Raw genomic sequence first — 19,061 nt, 5'->3', positions numbered from 1 at the left:
TCTTGCTTTCGATGCCGAAAGGAATAAATATTCCACAAGGCATTCGAGGAGGGTGTGCACCGCATGAGCCTGGCTTCCCGCGAACGGCACCGGCATTGGCCGCGCCGCTTGACCCTGGCCCTGTGCCTGCTGGCCGCACCGGCCTTTGCACAGGCCGCCCCGGCGCCCGATCCCGGCGCACCGCTGCCCTATGTGATCGGCCTGCACGAGGCCTACCTGACGCCGCAGTACTGGGCGGCGCGTCTGGACAACGCCGATGCGCCGATCCTGGATCGCGCGCAGATCGAGGCGCAGAACGCACGGATGCGGGCGCAGGACAGCCACATCCAGGACATCGCGGCGTTGCCAGCCCAGCTTGATGGGGCGACGGTGCGTGCCAGCATCACCGCGCTGTCGAGCTGGCCCACGCGCACCCTCTACAGCGACAAGGGCACGCCCATCGCGCCGGCCCTGCGCAGCGCGATCGAAGCCAACCTCGGCCTTGATGCGATTCCCGCCCAGGTGGCACCGGCCTACGGGCTGGTGGTGAAGCGTGCCGCACTGCGCACCTTCCCCACCCGCGAGCGCGTCTTCAGCACCGTCGGTGACACCGACATCGACCGCTTCCAGGAATCGGCACTGTTCCCCGGCGACAAGGTCGCCGTGGTCCACCGCAGTGCCGACGGCCGCTGGCTGTTCGTGCACAGCGAGCGCTACAGCGCGTGGATCGAAGCCGACGCCATCGCCAGCGGCGACAAGGCCACGGTGCTCGGCTACGGCGCGAAGGGGCCCTACCGGATCATCACCGGTGCCACCGCGCAGACCGCCTACACCCCGGAAGAACCGCGTGTCTCGCGCCTGCAACTGGACATGGGCGTGCGCCTGCCGGTGCTGGCCGACTGGCCCGCGTCAGAACCGGTGAACGGCCAGCAGGCGCACGCATCATGGGTGGTGCAGCTGCCGGTACGCGAGGCAGATGGTCGCCTGAAACTGGTACCGGCCCTGCTGCCGCGCTCGCAGGACACCGCCGCCGACTACCTGGCCCTGACCCCGCGCCTGTTGCTGCAGCAGGCCTTCAAGTTCCTCGGCGAGCGCTACGGTTGGGGCCACGACTACGACACCCGCGACTGCAGCGGTTTCGTCTCCGAGATCTACCGCAGCTTCGGCGTGCTGCTGCCACGCAATACCAGTGCACAGGCGGTCAGCCCGGCGCTGGATCGCCTGCCGTTCACCGGCAAGGACGGCAAGGCACTGCGCGACCGTGCCGTCACCGACCTGAAGGTCGGCGATCTGGTCTACATCCCCGGCCACGTGATGATGGCCATCGGCCACGTCGACGGCCGTACGTGGGTGATCCACGATACGGCGGGCGGCAGCTGGTTCGGTGCCGACGGCACGCGCGTGCAGGCCCATCTCAATGGTGTTTCGGTCACGCCGCTGGAGCCGATGATGGCCAGCGATACCGTCCGCTACATCGACCGCATCACCAACATCCAGCGCCTGCGGGCCAAGACTCCTGAATGAAGATCACCGCCATCGAACTGGGCATGCTGCGCGTGCCGTTGAAGACACCGTTCAAGACCGCCCTGCGCACGGTGGAAACCGTGGAAGACGTGGTGGTGCTGATCCGCACCGACACCGGCAACACCGGCTATGGTGAAGCCCCGGCCACCGCCGTGATCACCGGCGATACGCACGGCTCGATCATCGAAGCGATCCGCCACTTCATCGCCCCGCGCCTGATCGGCCAGGACGTGGTCAACCTCAACCACCTGTGCACGCTGGTGCAGACCGCGATGGAGCGCAACACCAGCGCCAAGGCGGCGGTGGAGATCGCGCTGTACGACCTGTGGGCGCAGCTGCACGGCGCCCCGCTGTACCAGATGCTCGGTGGCGGCGACCCGGTGATCACCACCGACATCACCATCAGCGTGGACTACATCGACAAGATGGTGGCCGACTCGCTGTCGGCGATCGAACGCGGCTTCGAGTCGCTGAAGATCAAGGTCGGCAAGGACATCGGCCTGGACATCGAACGGGTCAAGGCGATCCATGCCGCCGTGGAAGGCCGCGCCCTGCTGCGCCTGGACGCCAACCAGGGCTGGACCGCCAAGCAGGCGGTGCATGCGATGCGTACCCTGGAAGACGCCGGCGTGGTACTTGAACTGCTGGAGCAGCCGGTGAAAGCGGCCGACATCAGCGGCCTGAAGTACGTCACCGACCGCGTCAACACGCCGGTGATGGCCGACGAAAGCGTGTTCAGCCCGAGCCAGGTGATGGACCTGATCCAGCAGCGCGCGGCCGACATCATCAACATCAAGCTGATGAAGACCGGCGGCCTGTCCAACGCGATCCGCATCGCCGACATTGCCGGCATCTACGGCGTGCCGTGCATGATCGGCTGCATGATCGAATCGAGCATCAGCGTGGCCGCCGCCGTGCACCTGGCCGTGGCCAAGAGCGATGTGATCACCAAGGTCGATCTGGACGGCCCCTCGCTGGGCCAGTTCGATCCGGTCAGCGGCGGCGTGCATTTCAACGAATCGGAGATCAGCATCAGCGACGTGCCGGGGCTGGGCATCACCGAAGTGCGCGGGCTGGAGATGCTGGGTTGATTTCTGCCTTGCGGCTGACGTTGCGTGCCACTGACGTTGGGTCGCGCGTTACTTTTCTTTTCGCGAAAAGAAAAGTAACCAAAAGAAACGCTCCGCCGGCCGCGAGCCGGTGCTACGCACCGGTTCCCTGCGCTCCTCGGCCCGTCGAGGGACGGCGCGGGAACTCGCTGCGCTCAGACACCCGCGCCTCTTCGCCCTCGCCGGACCTGCGGTGCTCGGCTCGCTACAAGGCGGACTCAACGTCCAATGCAACAGCTGCACCCAGTAGATCCACGCCACGCGTGGAAGCGCTTGTTTTTGCCCTACCCCGTAATCCCTTCGCGGCTGGCACGCGCGCGATGTGTCCAGGGTCGGGCGGGTGGGGCTTGCGGGGGTGTCCGCCGCATGAATGCGGCGGCCAAGCCTACACGGACGTACTTGCGGCGTCCCCCGCAATCCCCACCCGCCCGACCCACCCCATAATTCGCTTTATGCGGCCAACCGCAACGCCTTTGCAGACCCCCGGACACCCCGCATGCCGCCCCTGCTGAAGATCCGTACCGAGCGTGGGCAGATGTCGGCCATCGAGCGCCGCATCGCCGACTTCATCCTCGACAACGCCCACCTGCTGCGCGACTACTCCTCCCAGCAGCTGGCCAGCGCGCTCGGCATCAGCCAGTCCAGCGTGGTGAAGTTCAGCCAGAAGCTTGGCTTCAAGGGCTACCCGGATCTGAAGTACTCCATCGGCCAGGACGTGGCCCGCGCCGGTGCCGATCCGCAGCAGGCGCCCGACGAACCCGACAGCGGCGATGACTACCTGCGCCTGGGCGAGGCCCTGCGCCGCAGCAAGGCGCAGGCCGAGGAGGAAACACGCCAGGCCAATCCACGCGGGGAGATCGAGCGCATCGTGCAGCTGCTCGACGGTGCGCCCAAACTGTTCGTCTACGGCCTGGGTGACGACGGCCTGTTCGCCCGCGAGTTCGCCATGCGGCTGTCGCTGCTCGGACTGCTGGTGGTGCCGCATACCGATCCGATCCTGATGCTGGCCAACCTCTCGGCCGCACGCCCCGGCGATGCGCTGCTGATGTTCTCCGAGTTCGGCAACCTGCCCCAGCTTTCACAGTTGTCGCGGCAGTTCCAGGACATGGGTGGCAAGGTGATTTCCATCACCCGCCACACCGCCAACCCGCTGCGCGCGCATGCGGATGCGGCACTGGCGGTCTGCGCGCACGACCGCACGCCACAGGTCGCGCAGCTGCTGTACCGTAGCGCCATGCACGCCCTGCTCGATTTCCTGTTCGTGCTGCTCTGCCACACCAATCCGGATCGCCAGCAGCAGCTTGCGGTGAACCTGGAGCGGATCGACCACCTGCTGGATTCCTGACCGGAGCGCATGTTGATGAGATCGCTGGTCCGCCTTGCCACCACTGCACTGCTGCTCGCCGCGGCGGTGTCCGTTCACGCGGCGCCGCTGGATGGCGCGCGCCAGCTGATCGTGGTCACCAGCGATGGCTGGGACAGCACCCAGGGGCAACTGCAGGCCTATGTGCGCGACGGCCAGGGCTGGCACCCGCATGGCCAGGCGTTCCCGGTGGCGCTTGGCCGCACCGGCAGCGCCTGGGGCCTGGGCCTGCATCCGGCGCAGGCCGATGGCCCGCAGAAGCAGGAAGGCGATGGCCGCAGCCCGGCCGGCATATTCGCGCTCGGCAGTGCGTTCGGCTATGCCGTCACCCGCCGCGGCACTGCCATGCCCTACCAGCCGATGCTGGACAGCAGCTACTGCATGGACGTACCCGGTTCGCCGTTCTACAACCGCATCGTCGATGAAAAGAAGGTCGGCAATGCAGCGGTCAAGGGCTCCACCGAGCCGATGCGGCTGGACCTGCACAACAAGGGCGACGTGCGCTACCGGGAAGGCTTCGTCATCGCCCACAACCCGGACAACCAGCCCGGCAAGGGGAGCTGCATCTTCGCCCATCTGTGGCGCCAGCCCGGCGAGGCCACCGCCGGCTGCACGGCCATGCCGCAGGAACGCATGCAGGCACTGCTGGACTGGCTGCGGCCGCAGGACGCGCCGCGTTTCGTCCTGCTGCCGCGCGCGGAGTACAAGCGCCTGCAGGCGCAGTGGCAACTGCCCGCGCTGGCCGGAGACGTCCGTTGAGCACGCAGGACGAACCGCAGCTGCAACGCGCGGTCAGCCGCTGGCAGATCGTCGGCCTGTCGATCAACGATGTGATCGGCAGCGGCATCTACCTGCTGCCGGCCGCCACCGTCGCCCTGCTCGGCCCCTTCAGCCTGTGGGGCGTGGTCGCCGCCGGCATCGTCGTGGCCTTGCTGGTGCTGTGCTATGCGCAGGCCGCCAGCTACTTCGATGAACCCGGCGGCAGCTACCTGTATGCACGCGAGGCGTTCGGGCGCTTCGCCGGTTTCGAGATCGGCTGGATGATCTGGCTGACCCGCATCAGCTCGGCCGCTGCGCTCAGCAACGCGCTGGCCGACGCGGTTGCGCGTTTCTGGCCGTGGGCCGATGCCGGCCTGGGCCGCATCGCGGTGATCGTGGTATCGCTGGGCTTCCTCACCGGCATCAACATCATCGGCGTGCGCTCGGCCGCGCGCACCGGCGTGGTACTGGTGATCGGCAAGATGCTGCCGCTGCTGCTGTTCGTGGCCATCGGTGCGTTCCACATCGACCCACAGCTGGCCTTCTCCGGCCAACGCCCGGACCCGCATGACCTGCAGCGCATGGGCGAAGCCGCCTTGCTGCTGCTTTACGCCTACGCGGGCTTCGAGAACATCCCGGCCGCCGCCGGCGAGTACCGCAATCCGCGCCGCGATATTCCGTTCGCCCTGATCACCATGATCATCACCGTCACCGTCATCTACGGCGCGGTGCAGGTGGTGGCGCAGGGAACGCTGGCCGGCCTGTCCAGTTCGGCCACCCCGCTGGCCGATGCCGCCGCCGGTTTCGGTGGCGAAGCACTGGCGCTGATCCTGACCGTCGGTGCCACCATCTCCATCCTCGGCACCAACAGCAACACGATGATGATGGGCCCACGCTTCCTGTTCGCACTGGCCCGCGATGGCTACGGCCCGAAGATCCTGGCCCAGGTGCATCCACGCTTCCACACCCCGGCCGCGTCGATCCTGTGCCAGGGCCTGATCGCGCTCGGCCTGGCCCTGTCCGGTTCGTTCGTGCAGCTGGCCCTGCTGTCGATGACGACGCGCCTGTTCGCCTACATCGGCACTGCCGCAGCAGTCCTGGTACTGGCCAAGCGCTACGCCGACCGCCCGGGCGCCTTGAAGCTGCCCGGCGGGCCGTTGATTCCGGTGCTGGCGCTGCTGCTGTGCCTGGCGCTGTTCGCCAGTGCCAGCTGGCAGAACATCGCTGCTGCGCTGGTGGCGTTCGCCATCGGCGCGGTGATCTACAAGCTGCCGCGAAAGGATACCGATGCCGGATGACCGATAGCGCCGGGCCATGCCCGGCGGATTGATCTGGTGATCACGCTGCCGGACCGGGCCGTTAACCGCCACACAGGCACGATCGGGCTTCGTCCACAACGGAGCCTTCCATGACCGAGTACCAGATCCCCGGCCGCGTACCGGACGACAGCACGCCGCGCGACGCGGTCAGCAACTACTGGCGCGAGCGCTACACGGCCGAGCCGTACTACGACGACCAGCTGTTCTTCGAGGACTACGAGCCGGCCTACCGCATCGGCCACGGCGCGCGTGCACAGGACATGATCCGCGCCTATGAACAGGTCGAGGCCGAGCTCGAATCACGCTGGGCCAACGAACGCGGCCGCAGCCGCCTGGACTGGGCGCAGGCACGCAATGCGGTGCGTCGTGGCTGGGAGGAGGCACAGCTGGCGGATCCGCGGCTGGCACGATAGCGCCAGGCTTCTGTAGAGCCGAGCCTACGCTCGGCTCTCGCACCTCGTCTGTAACGTCGAGCCACGCTCGACTGAGCCGAGCATGGCCCGGCTCTACACCGGATCGATCACTCCTGTTCCGGCAGCGGCGGCACGATGGCGCTGCGCTTGCTCTCGCCCCCACCGGCGGCGATCAGGTCGCGGGTGTTCTTCTGCACCGCCACCGCGCCGAACAGCGACAGCGCATACGCCATGCCATAGAAGCCCTTCTCACTCGGCGCCAGCGTGGCATTCCACAGGCCGACCAGCAGCAGCATCAGCGCCGACAGCAGCGCGAACCAGCACAGCGCGTAGTACAGGCCACTCACCGGAATGCCTTCGACGCGGTCGCGCACGCTCTTCTGCAGCGACACCGCCGCGAACAGGCCGAACAGCAGCAGGGTCAGGTAGTAGCCCTTCTCGTTGAGCGCCATCGTGGCGTTGAACAGGCCGATCAGGTACGCCGCCGCCCCCAGCAGCAGGGCCACCCAGGAGGCGGCGATGAAGGCGGTGGACGGCTTGTGGGGCATGGCAGTGTTCATTGCAGGTCCTTGGCAGGCAGGCGGGCACGCTTTGCCCGGGCGTGCCCACCCTAGACGATCCCGCAGCGCTCGCACAGGGGGCGCAGGACCTTCGGGCCACGACGCTCACGGTGCCGGTGGTATACAAGGGACAGCCCGGCCATCCGCATCCCCGCACTGGAGATACCCATGACCCGCACGCCCCTGCTGCTCGCCCTCGGCCTTGTGCCGATCCTTGCCACCTCCGCCTGCAATGCTGCCGATCCGGCCGCCAACGGTGCGCAGACCGCCACAGCGGCCTCTGCCGCCACCGACCAGCGCCCGTTCAACGCCACCGAAGTCAGCCGCTTCGACCAGCCCTGGGCGATGACCTTCCTGCCCGACGGCAGCCTGCTGGTCACCGAAAAGCGCGGCAAGCTCCAGCACCTGGACCCGGCCAGCGGCCAGAAGCACGATATCACCGGCGTTCCGAAGGTCGCCTATGCTGGCCAGGGTGGTTTCGGCGACATCATCCTGCACCCGGATTTCGCCCGGAATCATGTCGTTTACGTCAGCTATGCCGAGGAAGGCACGCTGGATACCCGCGGTGCCGCCGTAGCCCGGGCCACGCTGGCACTGGATGCCAACGGCGGTGGCCAGCTGAAGGACCTGAAGGTGATCTGGCGGCAGAGCCCCAAGGTCAGCGGTGAGGGTCACTACGGGCATCGCCTCGCCTTCGGCCCGGACGGCAAGCTGTGGATCAGCTCCAGCGAGCGCCAGAAGTTCGATCCGGCCCAGGACATGGGCAGCAACCTCGGCAAGATCATCCGCCTCAACGACGATGGCAGCCTGCCCGCCGACAATCCGTTCGCGTCGCAGGGCGGGGTGGCCGCACAGGTGTGGTCGCTGGGCCACCGCAACATCCTCGGCATGGCCTTCGATGCCAACGGCAAGCTGTGGGCGCACGAGATGGGCCCGGCCGGCGGCGACGAACTGAACCTGATCGTGCGTGGCGCCAACTACGGCTACCCGATCGTTTCCAACGGTGACCATTACGACGGCCGGCCGATTCCCGACCACGATACGCGCCCGGAATTCGCCGCGCCGAAGGTGACCTGGACGCCGGTGATCTCGCCGGCCGGCTTCGTGATCTACAGCGGCAGCCTGTTCCCGCAGTGGAAGGGCAGCGGCTTCATCGGTGGCCTGTCGTCCACCTCGCTGGTGCGCGTGGCCTTCGATGGCGACAGCGCGCGCGAAGCCGAGCGTTTCAACATGGGCGAGCGCATCCGCGAAGTGGAACAGGGCCCGGACGGCGCGCTGTGGCTGCTGGAAGACGGCAGCAAGGCGCGCCTGCTGAAGCTCACGCCGAAGACCTGAGGTAGTGCCGGCCGCCGGCCGGCACCCTGGATCCTTCCGGCATCCTGCGGTTGCCGGCCAGCGGCCGGCACTACCCTTGCCAAACGGCCCCGCACGCGGGGCGTCTGCATTCATTGGATGGTGATGACCTTCACCTCGGTCTTCGTGCAGGCCTGGTCCAGGCACTGGCCGCTCAACCACACCTGGCCGCTGCCGATCATCACGCCCTGCTGGTTGACGAACACCTTGCCGAAGTCCTGCGCGGACACCGCCTTGACCACCTCCGGCGTGATGATCTTCTCGTAGTTGCGCTGGAACTCTCCGGGGCCGGAGATCTTCTTTCCGCCGCTGATGTTCAAGGGGAATCGCACTTCCTCGACCACCGCAGCGCGATCACCGCCGACCACGGCGGCCTTGAACGCATTGAAGACCTTTTCGAACTGCGCGGCATCGCCGAGCAGCGACTCGATGCGCGCACGCGCATCCTCGGCGGACACCTCGGCTGCCGGTGCGGCAGGTGCAGCGGCGGCTTCGGCAGCCGGCGCCGCCGGTTCAGCCGCAGGTGTCGAAGCAGCACTGGCCTCCATCGGCGGCGGCGCATCCGCTGCAGGCTCGGCCGGCGGCGCCGGCTGCGAACAGGCCGCCAGCAGCAGGGCGGGAATCAGGTAGGCCATCCGGCGCATGCGCGCACTCCATCGAACAGGAGGCCCGATGGTAGCGCCGCCACAGTGAGGACCACAAAAAAGGGGACGGAGGGGATTAAGTCGTTTTGGCACAAACGACTTAATCCCCTCCGTCCCCTTTTTTTCGATCAGGCCTTCAGCAGCTCGAACTGCACCGCTTCGCCGGCGGCCGACGAGGCACAGACCCACAGGTCGAACTGGCCCGGCTCGGCACGCAGCACGCCGTCGCGGCCGGTGAAGGCCAGTTGCTCGCGGGTCAAGGTGAACACCACTTCGGCTGACTCGCCCGGCTGCAGCGCCACCTTGCGGAAGTCCTTCAGTTCACGCACCGGACGCACGCGGCTGGCCACGCGATCATGGATGTACAGCTGCACCACTTCCTCGCCCGCCACGCGGCCGGTGTTGGTCAGCACGGTGGTGATGGTCAGGGTGTCGTCCCAGCCGAGCTGTGCCGTGCTCAGCTGCGGCACGCCGTAGGCGAAGGTGGTGTAGCCGATGCCATGGCCGAACGGGTACAGCGGTTCATTGGGAATCTCGCGCCAGCGCGCCTTGAACTCCGACATGGTCGGCAGTTCCGGACGGCCGGTGCGCGGGTGGTTGTAGAAGTACGGCTGCTGGCCGGACACCTGCGGGAAGCTGACCGGCAGGCGGCCGGACGGGCTGTAGTCGCCGAACAGTACATCGGCCACGGCATGGCCGGTCTGCGTGCCCAGGTACCAGGTCACCGCCACGGCCTGCGCATTGCGCACTGCGCCCTGCAATGCCAGCGCGCGGCCATTGCGCAGCAGCACCACCAGCGGCTTGCCGGTCATCGCCACGGCCTCGGCCAGCGCCTGCTGTGCCGGCGGCAGGGTAATCTCCACGCGCGACTGTGCTTCGCCGCTGTAGCGCTGCGGTTCGCCCAGCGCCAGCACCACCACGTCGGCACGCAGTGCGGCCGCCACAGCGGCTTCCGTGCCGCCCGGAATCGCGGCTTCCAGTTCGCAGCCCGGCACGATTTCCAGCAGCGCTTCGTCGCCGATGGCGGCACGCACGCCGGTTTCCAGGTCCACGTAACGCTGCTTGTCGCCGAACAGCGTCCAGCAGCCTTCGATGTTCTCGCGGTCCTGCACGAACGGGCCGATCAGCGCGATCTTCTGCCCGGTCTTCTGCAGCGGCAGCACGTTGTCACGGTTGTTCAGCAGCACGATCGAACGCCGCGCGGCATCGCGCGACAGTTCGTCATGCGCGGCAATGTGCGAGGTATCCGCTTCGCGCGCCGGGTCCAGCGAACGGTACGGGTCGTCGAACAGGCCGATGGTCTCCTTCAGCCACAGGATGCGGCGCACGCCCTCATCCAGCACCGCCATCGGCACCTCGCCGCTCTCGACCAGGCCGGGCAGGTGCTCGGCATAGAAGCCGCTCTGCATGCTCAGGTCCAGGCCGGCGGTGAACGCCTTGGCCGTGGCATCGCGGTCATCGGCGGCGTAGCCGTGCGCGACCAGCTCCATGTCGGCGGTGTAGTCGGAGATCACCACGCCCGGGAACTTCCATTCGCCGCGCAGGATGTCGGTCAGCAGTTCGGCATTGGCACTGGCCGGCACGCCATTGATGTCATTGAACGAGGACATCACGGTGATCGCGCCGGCCTCGAAGGCGGCCTTGAACGGCGGCAGGTGCACGTCGCGCAGGGTCTGCGGCGAGATGTCCACCATGTTGTATTCCATGCCGGCCATCACCGCGCCGTAGGCGGCGAAGTGCTTGGGCGTGGCCAGCAGCGAATCGGCCGCACGCAGGTCGCTGCCCTGGAAGCCACGCACGCGGGCGGCGGCGAACGCACAGCCCAGCACCACATCCTCGCCGGCACCTTCGGCGCCACGGCCCCAGCGCTGGTCGCGGGCGATGTCCACGGCCGGCGCATAGGTCCAGTGCAGGCCCGCGGCGGTGGCTTCGATCGCAGTGGCGCGCGCGGTGCGCTCGGCCAGGTCCGGCTCGAAGCTGGCGGCCTCGCCCAGCGGAATCGGGAACACGGTGCGCATGCCGTGGATGACGTCGGCCGCCAGGATCACCGGGATGCCCAGGCGGCTCTCCTCGGTGGCGACCTGCTGGATGCGGCGGCCCAGTTCGGCGCCCACACCATTGAACAGCGAGCCGACCTTGCCCTCGCGCACCTGCTGCAGCACCTGGTCGGCATTGCGCACGTTGGCTTCCGGGTTCACGTCCGGGGCGAACGGGCGGACCATGTCCGCGAAGACACCCAGCTGGCCGACCTTTTCCTCGACGGTCATCTGGGCAATGAGGGATTCGATGCGATCGGAGGCCACCGGCAGTCCTTGATGAAAACGTTTACAAGCCCGGCATTCTAGCGATCCCGAGCCGTTTGGCGAGAGGTTTCTTCATTCAGTTTCAGCCACCAGCGGGGTCCGTATGGCCCCGCCGGGGGCACCGCAGCTTACTCCGAGCCGGCCAACTGGCGCTGCCCGGCCATCAACATGGCGTCACTGGAGGCCTGGAATACCCGCAGGCCGAAGGCCGGCAGGATCGCCAGCAGGTGGTCGAAGATGTCCGACTGCACCGCCTCATACTCGGCCCAGGCAGTGCTGCGGGTGAAGCAGTAGAGCTCCAGCGGCAGGCCCTCGGTGGTCGGCTGCAGCTGCCGTACCAGCAGGGTCATGTCGGTATGGATACCCGGATGGCTGCGCAGGTAGCGCTCCACATAGGCCCGGAACGTACCCAGGTTGGTCACGCGGCGGCTGTTGACCTCGGCCACGCCCTGCTCGCGCAGGCGCCCGTTCCACTGCCCCAGTTCCTGTTCCTTGTCGCGCAGGTAGTCGCGCAGCAGCGCGAACTCGCCGAGGAAGGCCAGGTCACCCTCGTCCAGGAAGCCGACGCTGTGCTGGTCCAGGTACAGCGCGCGCTTGATCCGGCGCCCGCCGGCCTCCTGCATGCCGCGCCAGTTCTTGAACGACTCGGTCACCAGCTTCTTGGTCGGGATGGTGGTGATGGTCTTGTCGAAGTTCTGCACGGTGACGGTGTGCAGCGCGATGTCGATGACGTCACCGTCGGCATTCTGGCTGGGCATCTCGATCCAGTCGCCGATGCGCACGCGGCCATCGCCACTGATCTGCACGCTGGCCACCAGCGACAGGATGGTGTCCTGGAAGATCAGCATCAGCACCGCCGTGGCCGCGCCCAGGCCGGTGACCAGGTAGCGCAGATCGACCCCCGCCAGGGTTGCGACGATCGACAGGCCGGCGATCACGAAGAGGACGATCTTGGCGACCTGCAGGTACCCCTTGATCGGCTTGTTGCGGGCCTCGGGGCGGCGCTCGTAGAGATCATTGGCCGCATCCAGCGCATGCGAGAGGGCCAGCACCACGGTCAGGATCGCCCACGCCTGGCAGGCGCCGATGATGAAGCTGACCAGCCCCGGCGGCAGGTCCGGCACGATGCGGATACCCGAGGCGATCACCTGGCTGGGGACCACGTTCGACAGCCGCGAGATCACCCGCATCAGGTGGCTGCCGCGGCCAGTGTCAGCGCCCGGAAGGCGGCTCAGCAGCCGCCGCAGCCCGCGCAGCAGGATGCGCTTGGTCACCCAGTTGGCCAGGCCAGCGGCGATCAGCAGCGCCGAGATCATCAACGCCAGGTAGGCGCCGGGATAGGGTTCCAGTGTGTTCTGCAGCCGTTCCAGCCACTGTACCGCCACCACCGCGTCCACCATCAGTTGTCTCCTGTCTGTTTCGTTGTTGCCAAGGTTGCCGGCCAGCGGCCGGCACTACCGGGGTTGTCGGCCAACGGCCGGCACGACCGGGTCAGTCCCGCGTGCGTTCGATGATCACGCCCACCGCGCGCGCGCCGCGCACTGCGCCCGGCTTGCTCAACTTCAGGCGCAGCCACTTCACGTCGAATTCGTCCAGCACGATCTGCGCGCAGCGCTCGGCCAGGGTCTCGACCAGGCCGAACTCCGACTCGCGCACGAACTGTTCCAGGCGCTTGCTCACCGCCTTGTAGTTCAGGGTGTGGGCGATGTCATCGGTGGCTGCGGGGCGACGGTTGTCGAAACCCATTTCCAGGTCGAACACCAGGTCCTGGCGGATCCGTCGTTCCCAATCGTAGATACCGATCAGGGCGTCGATCGTCAGCCCTTCGATGAAAACCTTGTCCATTGCGCTTACCGGCACGAATACAGGCGGCCATGGTAACGGCACGGCGGTGAGCCTGCCCGGAACGGGCGGTGGGCCACCGGCGTGGGGTGGCCCGGAAAAAACAAAGGGCCCTGCTAGCGGGGCCCTTTGGTACTACCGTTTGTCCCCGGGGGGAGCTGAAATCCAGCCGCGAGTCCCGGTGGCGCAGGCACGCAGATTAGGCAAGGACCAGATCGCCGGTCAAGGCCAAATCCGACAGGACAGGTCAGGTATTCGTCCAAGGCAAAACGCAGAAAATCAGCCGCGCGGACAAGGACGTTCCCTGATGGTCGCCGCCGCCCACTCTCGCGAACATCGATTCCTCCTTCACCACCGCACATGACGATGGCTCCATACGATGTACTGCGGCGCGCGTTGTCAGCGGAGCGTCTGTCTACTTACGAGAGAATCGCATCGACCTGCAGCCCCGACGTCACAGCCGAATCCCTGTACCTGTGGAACATGCGGATGTGCAGTGCACTGATGATGCCGGTCCATCTGTGCGAAGTGGTCACCCGCAACGCCGCTGCAGCTGTGCTCGCCAGGCAGCATGGCCCGCGTTGGCCTTGGAATAATGCCTTCCGACGGAGGCTGCCAACCTCATCCAGTACTTCTCCACGCACGGTACTGGAACAACTTGCCAGCCGCGTATCCGATACACCTGGGATCGTCGCCAACCTGCCGATGGTGTTCTGGCAGCAGCTCTTTACCTGTCGCTTCGACTCCACACTTTGGATACCCGCACTCAGCAGGGTTCTGCAGCATGCTCCCTCTGCTCATCCCAGTGCCGTCAGGAAAGCCATCCATGCGGATATCGGACGCATCCGCCACCTGCGCAACCGCATCGCCCACCACGAGCCGGTCCTGGAACGTGACATCGGCGCCGACCTGGCCGCGATCGGGCGGCTGATCCATGCCCGCTGCCCACACACGCTGGGCTGGCTGCAGCGCCATGAGCGGGCGACAACCGTGCTGGCGGCGTCGCCGTTGGCAGTGCATCGGTGATGCGTCCGCCGGGCATGGCCCGGCGCCACCGGCTCAGACCGCCGGCAGGGTCGCCATGTCCCAGCGCGGTGTCACATCCACCTTCGGCGGGCTGTGCTGGCCGGCCTGCAGGCGCAGCGCGCCGGCGAAGGCGATCATCGCCCCGTTGTCGGTGCACAGTGCCGGCCGCGGGAAGCAGGCACGGCCGCCGAGGCGCTCGGCCATCTGCTGCAGGCGGGCGCGCAGGCGCGTGTTGGCGCCGACGCCGCCGGCCACCACGATCACGTTGGTCCCGGCCGCTTCCAGTGCGCGCTCGCACTTGATCGACAGGGTCTCGACCACCGCGTCCTCAAAGCCCCGGGCGATGTCGGCGCGGGTCTGCTCGCTCTGGTCACTGTCGCGCCAGGCCATCAGGACCTGGGTCTTCAGGCCGGAGAAGCTGAAATCCAGCCCAGGGCGGTCGGTCATCGGCCGCGCGAAGCGGTACGCGCCCGGCGTGCCCTGCTCGGCCAGCCTGGCCAGCTGCGGGCCGCCCGGGTACGGCAGGCCCATCAGCTTGGCGGTCTTGTCGAAGGCTTCGCCGGCCGCGTCGTCCAGGGTCTCGCCCAGCAGGCGGTACTGGCCGATCGCGTCCACCGCCACCAGCTGGGTGTGGCCACCGGACACCAGCAGCGCCACGAACGGCGCTTCCGGCGGGTCGTCTTCCATCAGCGGGGCCAGCAGGTGGCCTTCCATATGGTGTACGCCCACGGCCGGCACCTCCAGCGCCCAGGCCAGCGAACGCGCCACGCCAGCGCCCACCAGCAGCGCGCCGACCAGGCCGGGACCGGCGGTGTAGGCCACGCCATCGATATCGCCCACGCCCAGGCCGGCGTCGGCCAGGGTCTGGCGTACCAGTGGCAGCAGCTTGCGGACATGGTCGCGGCTGGCCAGCTCGGGCACCACACCACCGTATTCGGCGTGCAGGGCGATCTGGCTGTAGACCGCATGGGCGCGCAGGGCCGCGCTGCCGGCCAGGTCGGTGTCATACACCGCCACGCCGGTCTCATCACAGGAAGATTCGATGCCAAGGACTCGCATGCCTGCTATTATGACGCCCCTGCCGCCCCCTCGGGGGACGTGCAGATCTCACTGCTTTCGAACCCCCGGCCCGTATTCAGGGTTGGGCGCTTGCAGTTTGTCGTTTCGCCGCTATAATGTGCGGCTCGCCGGGCGTGACCCGGTTCTACTGTGTCCCGGAGATTCCATGCCCAGCGTCAAAGTCCGCGAGAACGAGCCCTTCGAGTTTGCTCTTCGCCGCTTCAAGCGCACTTGCGAAAAGGCCGGTGTGCTGGCCGAAACCCGCAAGCGCGAGTTCTACGAAAAGCCGACCCAGGAGCGCAAGCGCAAGGCCGCCGCTGCTGTGAAGCGTCAGCTGCGCCGCTCGTCGCGCGACGTCACCAAGCGTCAGCGCCTGTACTGATCGGACGCATCTTCATTGCGGCGGGCCTGCCTGTCGCGATGGAGCCGAAGCCGGCACGCGCGAGCGTCGCCGGCTTTTTGCGTTTCCGGGTTCGGGCAGCCGCCCCGCCCCACCTACCACCACGAGGTTCCTCATGAGCATGAAGCAGCAGCTCACCGAAGACATGAAGGCCGCCATGAAGGCGGGCGAGAAGCACAAGCTGGGCGTGATCCGCCTGATCAACGCTGCCATCAAGCAGCGCGAAGTGGACGAGCGCATCGAGCTGGACGACACCGCCGTGATCGCCGTGCTCGACAAGATGGTCAAGCAGCGCAAGGACTCGGTCAGCCAGTACGAAGCCGCCAACCGCGAAGACCTGGCCGAGATCGAGCGCGCCGAGATCGTGGTCATCGAAGCCTACCTGCCGGCCAAGATGGGCGAGGCCGAGATCGTGGCCGCCATCCAGGCCGCCATCGCCGAGACCGGTGCCGCCGGCCCGGCCGACATGGGCAAGCTGATGGGCGCGCTGAAGCCCAAGCTCGCCGGCCAGGCCGACATGGGCCTGGTCTCCAAGCTGGTCAAGCAGCTGCTGGCGTAATCCAGCACCTGGGGTCGGATCCCTTCCGCAGCGCGGAAGGGCTCTGACCCCATTGATGCACCCGCTTCACCGCACCTTCGTCGGTCGCCTGCTACAACCGCACACATGGTTGAACCCGAGCCCAACGTTCCCGTGTCCCTGCACAAGTACCTCAAGCGCCTGCAGGACAGCTTTCCGATGGCGGTGGCCAAGCGCTTCATCGACGTCGACGTGCTGACCCAGGCAGCTTCCGTCTCCTTCTACGCCCTGCTGTCGATGGCACCGTTGCTGGTGCTGCTGCTGTGGCTGACCGCCTCGCTGTACCCACCGGCCCAGCAGGCGCTGATCGACCAGATCAGCTCGGTGGCCGGCAGCAGCGCGGCTACTGTGGCCGAAACCGTTCTGAAGAACGCCGACAACCAGCCGGATGTCGGCTCGCTGGCGGGTGTGTGGAGCACGCTGCTGCTGTTCGTCGGCGCCACCGCCGTGTTCGCCCAACTGCAGAACGCACTGAACCTGATCTTCCGCACCAGCGGCGAGCGTCTGGAAGGCCTCAAGGCCTGGCTGCGCAAGCGCGTGTTCTCGTTCGGCGTGGTGCTGGCCCTGGGCTTCCTGCTGATCCTGTCGATGACGGCCACCACGGTGCTGCAGGTGGCCTTCGCCCAGCTGCCCTCGATCCTGCCCGCGCTGGGGTACGTCACGAGCCTGCTGCTTTACGCAGTCGGCTTCGCCTTCATGTACCACTACCTGCCCGACCGCCGCGTGGCCTGGCGGCAGGCCTTCATCGGCGGCGTCATCACCTCGGCACTGTTCGCACTGGGCCGCTACGGCATCGGCGTCTACATCGCCACCGTGGCCCCCGGCAGTGCCTACGGCTCGATGGGTGCGCTGGTGATCTCGCTGGTCTGGATCTACTACGCCACCGTCGTGTTCTTCGTTGGCGCACTGATGACGGCGGTGATCGATGAGCGCCTGCGCGCGCGTCATCACCTGGCCGCAGCCGGCATTGATCCGGCAACCGCCAGCCAGGTGCCCGACAGGGGGTAAACTAGGCCGACCGCCCCCGGTTCCGTCGCGTGGTCCTGCACCGCGCCCTGCCCTGTTGCCCATGGCCCGTATCCCCGACGCTTTCATCGACGACCTGCTCGCCCGCACCGACATCGTCGAGGTGGTGGGCAGCCGCGTGCCGTTGAAGCGCCAGGGCAAGGAGTACGCCGCCCGCTGCCCGTTCCATGACGAGCGCTCGGCGTCGTTCACGGTCTCGCCCACCAAGCAGTTCTATCACTGCTTCGGCTGTGGCGCGCACGGCACCGCGATCAGCTTCCTGATGAACTACGACCGCCTCGAGTTCCTCGACGCGGTGGATGAACTGGCCAAGCGCGCCGGCATGGAAGTGCCGCGCAACGAGAATCCGCGCAGCCCGCAGCAGCAGGACGACAGCCGCGAGCTGTACTCGGCGCTGGACGCGGCGACCAAGTTCTTCCAGAAGAACCTGGAGGGCAGCGAGAAGGCCCGCAGCTACCTGGATGGCCGTGGCGTGGACGAAGAGAACCGCGCGCGCTTCCAGATCGGCTACGCGCCGGATGGTTACAGCGGCCTGCGCGACGCGCTGGGCAAGGACGAGCGGCGCATGAAGCTGCTCGACCGCGCCGGCCTGTTCTCCAAGAACGACCGCGGCCACGTCTACGACAAGTTCCGCGACCGGGTGATGTTCCCGATCTTCGACCGCCGTGGCCGGGTGATCGCCTTCGGCGGCCGCGTGTTCGAGAAGGACGACGGCCCCAAGTACCTCAACTCGCCCGAGACCGCGCTGTTCCACAAGGGCCGCGAACTGTACGGCCTGTGGCAGGTGCGCCAGGCCAACCAGAAGATCGAGCGGCTGATCGTGGTCGAGGGCTACATGGACGTGGTCTCGCTGTTCCAGTTCGGCGTCACCCAGGCGGTGGCAACGCTGGGTACCGCGACCACGCCGGACCATGCCGAGCTGCTGTTCCGCAACGCACCGGACGTGTTCTTCTGCTTCGACGGCGACGCCGCCGGCCGCCGCGCCGGCTGGAAGGCGCTGGAGTCGGTGCTGCCGCGCATGAAGGATGGCCGCCAGGCCTTCTTCCTGTTCCTGCCCGATGGCGAAGACCCGGACACCATCGTGCGCAAGGAAGGCGCCGAAGCGTTCAACGAGCGCCTGAAGCAGGCTACGCCGCTGTCGCAGTTCTTCTTCGACGAACTGACCCGCGAGATCAACCTGGGCACGCTCGATGGCAAGGCACGCCTGGCCGAACGCGCCAAGCCGATGCTGGCGCAGATTCCCGACGGCGCCTTTGGCGACCTGATGAAGCAGCAGCTGGCGCAGCTGACCGGCCTGGGCGGTACTGCCCAAGCCACGCGCGCGCCGATGCCGCAACGCCAGCCGCAGCGGACGATCCAGCCCGTGGCCAAGCGCAGCCTGGTGCGCGGCGCGATCGCCGTACTGCTGCAGCAGCCGTCGCTGGCGCTGACGCTGGGCGGCAAGCACCACTTCCAGGGCCTGCGCCTGCCCGGCGTGGAACTGCTGCTGGAGCTGCTGGGGCTGGTCGAACAGCGCCCGGACATCAGTACCGGCGCCCTGCTGGAACACTTCGATGGGCGCGAGGAACAGGCCTCGCTGCATACCCTGGCCGCACAGACGCTGCCCGGCACCGAGGCCAGCTGGACCCAGGAACTGCACGACGCAGTGGCACAGCTGGAGAAACAGCTGCTGGTGCAACGTCTGGAGGAGTTGTTGGCAAAGCAGCGCCAGCAGGGCCTGGACGATACTGACAAGTACGAACTGCGCGAGCTGCTGAAGGCGCGCGCCGGACTGCGCCTGTAGCGGCAGAACGTTTTCACGGAGA

18 protein-coding genes are annotated in these 19,061 nt (G+C 67.3%); 12 read left to right on the top strand and 6 right to left on the bottom strand.

The annotated features are described in order from the left end of the window. The first annotated feature begins 63 nt into the window (after positions 1 to 63). The 6 genes from AC5P7I_RS08350 to AC5P7I_RS08325 all read left to right on the top strand — a co-directional run bounded on the left by AC5P7I_RS08350 (position 64) and on the right by AC5P7I_RS08325 (position 6,466). Positions 64 to 1,503 (top strand): C40 family peptidase, encoded by a 1,440-nt coding sequence (locus AC5P7I_RS08350; RefSeq protein ID WP_126411641.1) that lies wholly within the window; start codon positions 64 to 66, stop codon positions 1,501 to 1,503. Continuing rightward, the gene (locus AC5P7I_RS08345) at positions 1,500 to 2,594 is read left to right on the top strand and encodes a dipeptide epimerase (RefSeq protein WP_014645715.1); all 1,095 of its coding nucleotides are present in this window, start codon (positions 1,500 to 1,502) and stop codon (positions 2,592 to 2,594) included. Before AC5P7I_RS08350 ends, AC5P7I_RS08345 begins: the two co-directional genes overlap by 4 nt. A 514-nt stretch (positions 2,595 to 3,108) precedes the next feature. After that, positions 3,109 to 3,957, top strand: coding sequence for a MurR/RpiR family transcriptional regulator (locus AC5P7I_RS08340; RefSeq protein WP_032957791.1), 849 nt, complete (start codon positions 3,109 to 3,111; stop codon positions 3,955 to 3,957). A 15-nt stretch (positions 3,958 to 3,972) separates the two neighbouring features. Beyond that, positions 3,973 to 4,734 carry a L,D-transpeptidase family protein gene (locus tag AC5P7I_RS08335; RefSeq protein ID WP_053495444.1) on the top strand — a complete coding sequence of 254 codons (762 nt, stop codon included), beginning with the start codon at positions 3,973 to 3,975 and terminating at the stop codon, positions 4,732 to 4,734. Then, positions 4,731 to 6,032 (top strand): APC family permease, encoded by a 1,302-nt coding sequence (locus AC5P7I_RS08330; protein WP_262088303.1) that lies wholly within the window; start codon positions 4,731 to 4,733, stop codon positions 6,030 to 6,032. Before AC5P7I_RS08335 ends, AC5P7I_RS08330 begins: the two co-directional genes overlap by 4 nt. A gap of 110 nt (positions 6,033 to 6,142) precedes the next feature. Continuing rightward, complete coding sequence (locus AC5P7I_RS08325) at positions 6,143 to 6,466, top strand: hypothetical protein (RefSeq protein ID WP_053495439.1); 324 nt, start codon at positions 6,143 to 6,145, stop codon at positions 6,464 to 6,466. 107 nt (positions 6,467 to 6,573) lie between these two features. Here the strand turns inward: AC5P7I_RS08325 and yiaA are convergent, their stop codons facing one another. Continuing rightward, on the bottom strand, positions 6,574 to 7,026 hold the full coding sequence (yiaA, locus tag AC5P7I_RS08320) for an inner membrane protein YiaA (protein ID WP_014645710.1): 453 nt from the start codon (positions 7,024 to 7,026) through the stop codon (positions 6,574 to 6,576). A gap of 168 nt (positions 7,027 to 7,194) precedes the next feature. Here yiaA and AC5P7I_RS08315 point away from each other — a divergent pair, with 168 nt between their 5' ends. After that, entirely contained in the window at positions 7,195 to 8,361 is a 1,167-nt protein-coding gene (locus tag AC5P7I_RS08315; RefSeq protein WP_262088304.1) for a PQQ-dependent sugar dehydrogenase, read from the top strand. A gap of 110 nt (positions 8,362 to 8,471) precedes the next feature. Here the strand turns inward: AC5P7I_RS08315 and AC5P7I_RS08310 are convergent, their stop codons facing one another. The 4 genes from AC5P7I_RS08310 to folB all read right to left on the bottom strand — a co-directional run bounded on the left by AC5P7I_RS08310 (position 8,472) and on the right by folB (position 13,171). Continuing rightward, on the bottom strand, positions 8,472 to 9,023 hold the full coding sequence (locus AC5P7I_RS08310) for a hypothetical protein (RefSeq protein WP_197606679.1): 552 nt from the start codon (positions 9,021 to 9,023) through the stop codon (positions 8,472 to 8,474). A gap of 128 nt (positions 9,024 to 9,151) precedes the next feature. Continuing rightward, positions 9,152 to 11,326, bottom strand: coding sequence for a glycoside hydrolase family 3 N-terminal domain-containing protein (locus AC5P7I_RS08305; RefSeq protein WP_014645707.1), 2,175 nt, complete (start codon positions 11,324 to 11,326; stop codon positions 9,152 to 9,154). Between the two features lie 128 nt (positions 11,327 to 11,454). Beyond that, the gene (locus AC5P7I_RS08300; protein WP_262088305.1) at positions 11,455 to 12,726 is read right to left on the bottom strand and encodes a mechanosensitive ion channel family protein; all 1,272 of its coding nucleotides are present in this window, start codon (positions 12,724 to 12,726) and stop codon (positions 11,455 to 11,457) included. A gap of 91 nt (positions 12,727 to 12,817) precedes the next feature. Continuing rightward, complete coding sequence (gene folB / locus AC5P7I_RS08295) at positions 12,818 to 13,171, bottom strand: dihydroneopterin aldolase (protein ID WP_005407807.1); 354 nt, start codon at positions 13,169 to 13,171, stop codon at positions 12,818 to 12,820. Between the two features lie 357 nt (positions 13,172 to 13,528). Between folB and AC5P7I_RS08290 the strand changes: the two genes are divergently transcribed. Then, entirely contained in the window at positions 13,529 to 14,194 is a 666-nt protein-coding gene (locus AC5P7I_RS08290; RefSeq protein WP_164077712.1) for a hypothetical protein, read from the top strand. Between the two features lie 33 nt (positions 14,195 to 14,227). On the opposite strand, the gene tsaD is transcribed toward AC5P7I_RS08290, so the two are convergent. Continuing rightward, a complete protein-coding gene (gene tsaD, locus AC5P7I_RS08285; RefSeq protein ID WP_032957776.1) occupies positions 14,228 to 15,253 on the bottom strand; it encodes a tRNA (adenosine(37)-N6)-threonylcarbamoyltransferase complex transferase subunit TsaD in 1,026 nt (341 codons plus the stop codon). 166 nt (positions 15,254 to 15,419) lie between these two features. Between tsaD and rpsU the strand changes: the two genes are divergently transcribed. The 4 genes from rpsU to dnaG all read left to right on the top strand — a co-directional run bounded on the left by rpsU (position 15,420) and on the right by dnaG (position 19,039). Beyond that, the gene (gene rpsU, locus AC5P7I_RS08280; RefSeq protein WP_002808376.1) at positions 15,420 to 15,635 is read left to right on the top strand and encodes a 30S ribosomal protein S21; all 216 of its coding nucleotides are present in this window, start codon (positions 15,420 to 15,422) and stop codon (positions 15,633 to 15,635) included. A gap of 133 nt (positions 15,636 to 15,768) precedes the next feature. Beyond that, positions 15,769 to 16,212: a GatB/YqeY domain-containing protein gene (locus AC5P7I_RS08275; protein WP_014645703.1), complete on the top strand. Its 444-nt coding sequence runs from the start codon at positions 15,769 to 15,771 to the stop codon at positions 16,210 to 16,212. A gap of 105 nt (positions 16,213 to 16,317) precedes the next feature. Continuing rightward, positions 16,318 to 17,238 (top strand): YihY/virulence factor BrkB family protein, encoded by a 921-nt coding sequence (locus tag AC5P7I_RS08270; protein WP_032957774.1) that lies wholly within the window; start codon positions 16,318 to 16,320, stop codon positions 17,236 to 17,238. Between the two features lie 61 nt (positions 17,239 to 17,299). Further along, entirely contained in the window at positions 17,300 to 19,039 is a 1,740-nt protein-coding gene (gene dnaG / locus AC5P7I_RS08265) for a DNA primase (protein WP_032957772.1), read from the top strand. The last annotated feature ends 22 nt before the right edge of the window (positions 19,040 to 19,061 follow it).

The organism is Stenotrophomonas sp. YJH_SMC_138 (genome assembly GCF_059369855.1).
This window is presented reverse-complemented; position numbering and strand designations above follow the sequence as displayed.